The 5,072-nt window shown below is 72.7% G+C and carries 4 protein-coding genes; 3 read left to right on the top strand and 1 reads right to left on the bottom strand.

Annotated features, from left to right (window positions below):
- Positions 1-14: 14 nt before the first annotated feature.
- Positions 15-815 (bottom strand): enoyl-CoA hydratase/isomerase family protein, encoded by an 801-nt coding sequence (locus AC5LSR_RS12190; RefSeq protein WP_250285128.1) that lies wholly within the window; start codon positions 813-815, stop codon positions 15-17.
- Between the two features lie 439 nt (positions 816-1,254).
- Here AC5LSR_RS12190 and AC5LSR_RS12195 point away from each other — a divergent pair, with 439 nt between their 5' ends.
- From AC5LSR_RS12195 to AC5LSR_RS12205, 3 genes are all read left to right on the top strand, one after another.
- On the top strand, positions 1,255-1,416 hold the full coding sequence (locus tag AC5LSR_RS12195) for a DUF5679 domain-containing protein (RefSeq protein WP_250285127.1): 162 nt from the start codon (positions 1,255-1,257) through the stop codon (positions 1,414-1,416).
- Between the two features lie 431 nt (positions 1,417-1,847).
- Positions 1,848-3,116 carry a ThiF family adenylyltransferase gene (locus AC5LSR_RS12200; protein WP_250285126.1) on the top strand — a complete coding sequence of 423 codons (1,269 nt, stop codon included), beginning with the start codon at positions 1,848-1,850 and terminating at the stop codon, positions 3,114-3,116.
- A 128-nt stretch (positions 3,117-3,244) separates the two neighbouring features.
- Positions 3,245-5,072 (top strand): ABC1 kinase family protein (locus AC5LSR_RS12205; RefSeq protein ID WP_493468471.1); only part of this gene is annotated, 1,828 nt, incomplete at its 3' end.

Genomic DNA, 5,072 nt, shown 5'->3' on the forward strand with positions numbered 1-5,072 from the left:
GGCGGCTACCGGCGTCAGCCGGCGGCGGCTACCGGCGCGAACGCGGGCGACCGCCGGTCCAGCTGCGCCTGGATCCCCTCGGCGGCCTCACCGTTGGCCATGGTGGTGGCCTGGGCGAGCGCCTCCCACTGCAGCACCTGCTCGATGTCGTCCTCACCCTTCAGCGCGACCTTGGCCAGCCGGGTCGCGACCGGGGCCGCCGCGGCGATCCGCAGCGCGGTCTCCAGCGCGGTGGCGACCAGGTCGGCAGCCGGCACCACCGCGTTGACCAGGCCGATCTCCACGGCCTCCCGCGCGTCGACGACCCGTCCGGTGAAGATCAGTTCGCGGGCCCGCAGCACTCCCACGGCCTCCGGCAGCAGCCGGGTGGCGGCCATCCCCGGATGCATCCCCAGCCGGGTGAAGGGGGCGGAGAAGGTCGCGCCCTCGGCCGCGAACCGCAGGTCACAGGCGAGCGCCAGGCACAGGCCGGCGCCCACCGCGGCGCCGTTGACCGCGGCGATCGTGGGCACCTCCAGCGATCTGATCTTCAGCCAGGTCCGGTAGAAGGGGAGCATCTTCGCCCGCAGCCGGTCCGCGCCGGAGTCGATGTTGCGCCTCGGGTCGATCCAGTCGAGATCGCCGCCCGCGCAGAACGCGCGCCCCTGCCCTGTGACAATGACGGCCCGCACGTCAGGATCGGCGCTGATCGTGTCCAGCGCCGCCGACCACGCCGCGGTCAGCGCCACGGTCATCGCGTTGCGCCGTTCGGGCAGGGCCAACGTCAGCAGGACCACGCCGTCGGCGGGACGTTCGACCAGCAGCGGTTCGGACACGATCGACTCCTGAAGGCCCACGTTACCTGGTTGATGTTGTCTGGTTTATGTTGTCCGGTTGATGTTGCCTGGCTGATACGGGCGAGGACGGCGCGGCCGTGTTTTTCCCGCCCCGTCAGCGGCCCTCCCGAGCGTAGAGCCTCACGGCTTCCGGTGCTGTCGGACATGACCGGGCGCGCACCGCTTCCACCACGGGCCATCACCGGGCCACCACCGCATCCGCCGCCGCATCCGCCGCCGCCGCGGGAGCCGGCGGCGAACACGGCAACCACTGTGGGACAACGGAAAACCAGCCGTGGCCCCGGCCAGGGGGTGGCGCGCGGCGGGGTCGACAGCCTGAGGAGGATGGCTCCCGGCCGGCTGTTGGTGCCGGCCTTCTTCGTTGCGCTTCGTTACGAACCAGCGGCCCGTCAGCGGGCGCCGGTGAGAGGGAGAACGAGTGGCAGAGACGTACGAGGGCTACTGCGTCAAATGCAAGGACAAACGGCATTACCAGGGCGAGGTCCGGGTGAGCGACTCCGGGCGCCGGATGGCCCGGGGCACCTGCCCGGTCTGCGGAACCACGATCAACAGGATCCTCGGCAAGGCGCCGGCATCATAGTTCCCTGACCTTCCCCGGAAGGCATGCCCCATCCCCGGGGCCCGCTCCTCGGGCCGGACGGTTACCCCGAGGCCGCCGAGCGCGCGGCGGATCATCGCGCGTTCGGCGGCTGTACGGCATCCCGAGGCCGCCGCCCCCGGCACCAGCCGGCCCCGGCATCCACAGCCCACAACCGTCTGGCCGCATACCGTCGCACTTGGCACCGCCGATTGACACCCAGGAACATGGGATGTCCGGCGCAGACCGTGCGCGAGGAACCGTCCCAGCGCGGACGCGAGTCACCCATGGCACCCGTGGGGCCCATGCCCTGGGCAGGGGCCCCTGCCCAGGCAGGGAGTTGTCCACAGCTACCGGCGCATCTTCTCCGGCACCGGCAGAATATCCACAGAAAAATGGATATATGTCCATGATGGGGCACAGCGTGAGACCATATGATCACGATCCGGTCATCTGCTGTCGGGGAGGACGCGATGCGCCCCATGCTCAAGCCCGGCCTGCGCCGGCTCTGGCGGGACGGCTCCACCCTCCAGATCGGCGTCGACCCGGCGCGGGCGATCGTCCTCGGCGGGCTGACGGCGCGGGACGCCTCCGTGCTCGACCTGCTGGACGGTACCCGCTCCCGTGAGCAGGTCCTCAGCTCGCTGGACGCCACTCGGGCGGACCTCGTCCTCCTGCTGGAGCGGACGGGCCTGCTGACGGACGCCGGCCCGGCCGACCGCTCCCCACCGCCCGTGCTGGACCAGGAGCGCCTCCAGCCGGACCTGGCGGCGATGTCCCTGGGCTCGGCCGACCCGGAACATGCCCGGCGAGCGATGGCGGCCCGCCGCCGGGCCCGGATCCAGGTCCGCGGGGCGGGCCGGATCGGCGCTCAGGTGGCGGCCCTGCTGGCCGCCGCCGGGGTCGGGCACGTGGTCGTCGACGACACCGGTACGACCAGGGCGGCCGATGTCGCGCCGGGTGGAGCCCGTCTCGACGACGTCGGGCGGCCCCGTTCGGCCGCCGCCACCGCGGCGATCGCGCGGGTGACACGCCCCCACGCGCCACGCCGGTGCCGGCATCCCGTGCCGTTCCGCCCCGATCTCGTCGTCGTCACACCGGCCGGCATACCGGTCGTCCACCCGCGGGAGTCGCTTGAGCTGGAACGCTCCGGCATCCCCCATCTGCTTGCCGGCGTTCGTGAGACCACCGCGGTGATCGGGCCGCTGGTCCTGCCCGGGGTGACCTCGTGCCTGCACTGTCAGCATCTGTGTCGCCACGCGATGGAACCGTCCTGGCCGTTGCTCGCCCTGCAGCTGTCCCGCCGCCCGGACACCGGGGTCGACGCCTGCGACGTGGCGCTCGCCACCGTCGCCGCCGGGCTCACCGCCATGCAGGCGCTCACCCTTGTCGACCACAGCGACCGTGGCGACCGTCGCGTCCGTGGCATCGCCCGGCCCGGTCGGGCCGAGCCGCCGGAGCAGCCGTGCCGGCCAACAGCCGACGAGCTGCCGACCATCGACGGGACGCTGGAGATGACAGTCTCCGACCTGCGGCTGCGACGCCGATCGTGGTCGATCCACCCCTCATGTCCCTGCCGTAGCGCCCGGCGGCTGGCAGCCGCGGGCGCCGGTGACGCCGACGGCTGGCCGACGGACGGGGATCCGACGGACGGGGATCCGGGCGAAGCCGACGCCTTCGAGTGGACGGAACGGGCGTCGTGACCAGGCGGAGCGGAGCGCCACCGGTCCGCCATCAGCCAGGCCAACCACATCGACCACAAAGAGTAGTATTAAAATTCCAAGCGGCGTTCCCTCCTGTCTCCCGCCCGCAGAACAGGCACGATGGAGCTGTGTCCGAAATCCCAAAACGCGCGGTCGTCCGCACCGCCAAGCTGGCAAGCCTCCCTCTCGGCTTCGCCGGGCGGGCCACGATCGGCGCGGGTAAGCGACTCGGCGGGCGCCCCGCCGAGATCGTCGCCACGGAGCTGCAGCAGCGGACCGCCGCCCAGATCTTCCGCGTCCTCGGGGAGCTCAAGGGCGGCGCGATGAAGCTCGGGCAGGCGCTGTCGGTCTTCGAGGCGGCACTGCCCGAGGAGATCGCCCGGCCCTACCGGGCGGCGCTGACCAAGCTCCAGGACACCGCGCCCGCCCTGCCCGCGGCTTCGGTCCACCGGGTGCTCGCCGGCGACTTCGGCACGGACTGGCAGACGAACTTCCGCAGCTTCGACGACGCGCCGGCCGCCGCCGCCAGCATCGGCCAGGTACACCGCGCCGTGTGGGCGGACGGCCGAGATGTCGCCGTCAAGATCCAGTATCCGGGCATCGGCCCGGCGCTGCTCAGCGACCTCACCCAGCTCGGGCGCGCGGCTCGGCTGTTCAGCGCCATCGTCCCCGGTCTGGACATCAAGCCGCTGGTCGCCGAGCTGAAGGAGCGCATCCTCGAGGAGCTCGACTACCGCCTGGAGGCGGCCTGGCAGACGGCCTTCGCCGAGGCGTTCGACCACGACCTCGACATCCACGTGCCCAGCGCCGTCGCCGCGACCGACCACGTCCTGGTCACGGAGTGGATCGACGGCAAGCCCCTGTCAACGATCATAAACAGCGGTACGGACACCGAACGTGACCGGGCTGGGCTGCTGCTCGTGCGTTTCCTGTACTCGTGCCCGGCGCGGGCCGGGCTGCTGCACTCCGACCCGCATCCCGGCAACTTCCGGCTGCTCCCGGACGGCCGCCTGGGCGTGCTGGACTTCGGCGCGGTCAACCGCCTCCCGGACGGGCTGCCCGAACCCGTCGGCCGGCTCAGCCGGCTGGCACTGGACGGCAACGGCGAAGCGGTCCTGGCGGGCCTGCGGGCGGAGCGGTTCATCCTGCCGACGGTGAGGATGAAGCCGGCGGACCTCCTCGACTACCTGGTACCGCTCCTCGAGCCCGTCACCACCGAGACGTTCCGTTTCTCCCGCGACTGGCTACGAGGCGAGGCCATCCGGCTGGGCGACCCCCGCTCCCCCGCGGCCCAGCTCGGCCGCCTGCTCAACCTGCCCCCTTCCTATCTGTTGATGCACCGCGTCACCCTGGGCGCGATCGGCATCCTCTGCCAGCTCGGCAGCACGGGGGCGTTCCGCGCCGAGATGGAGTACTGGCAGCCCGGCTTCGCCCAGCCCGGATCCGCGGCGGCCGAGCACGCGGCCTGGGCGAACCGGCCCGGCCGCCAGCTGCCGGAGCCCGCCGTCGAAATGAGCGCCGGCATGATCCGGCCGCTGGCGTCGGCCTCCTCGCGGGGCCTGTTCGTCCCGCCGCGGCTACCGGACACCCGGGTAGTGATACCACCGCCCTCGACGGCGGCCGACGACCGCGACGCCACCGACAGCCACGGCACCGGCGACGGCCACGGCACCACCGACAGTCGCGATACCAGCGACGGCCACGGCACCACCGACAGCCGCGATACCAGCGACGGCCACGGCAGCGACAGCAGGGCCGGGCTTGACCACGACGGCGACAGGGCCGCTGATCCGCCCCGGCGTGCGGCGGCGCGACAGGGACGCCGCCCCGCCGCACAGCGGTCGTCCTCGGCCGATGACCTGGCCGGCGGCCCGGCTGACGGCCCGGCCCGCGCGCCCGCCCCGCGCACGCCGCCCTCCGACGCCGACGCCCCGCCCAGGCAGCCGAAACGGGCCA

The organism is Protofrankia sp. CiP1_Cm_nod4 (assembly GCF_982290645.1).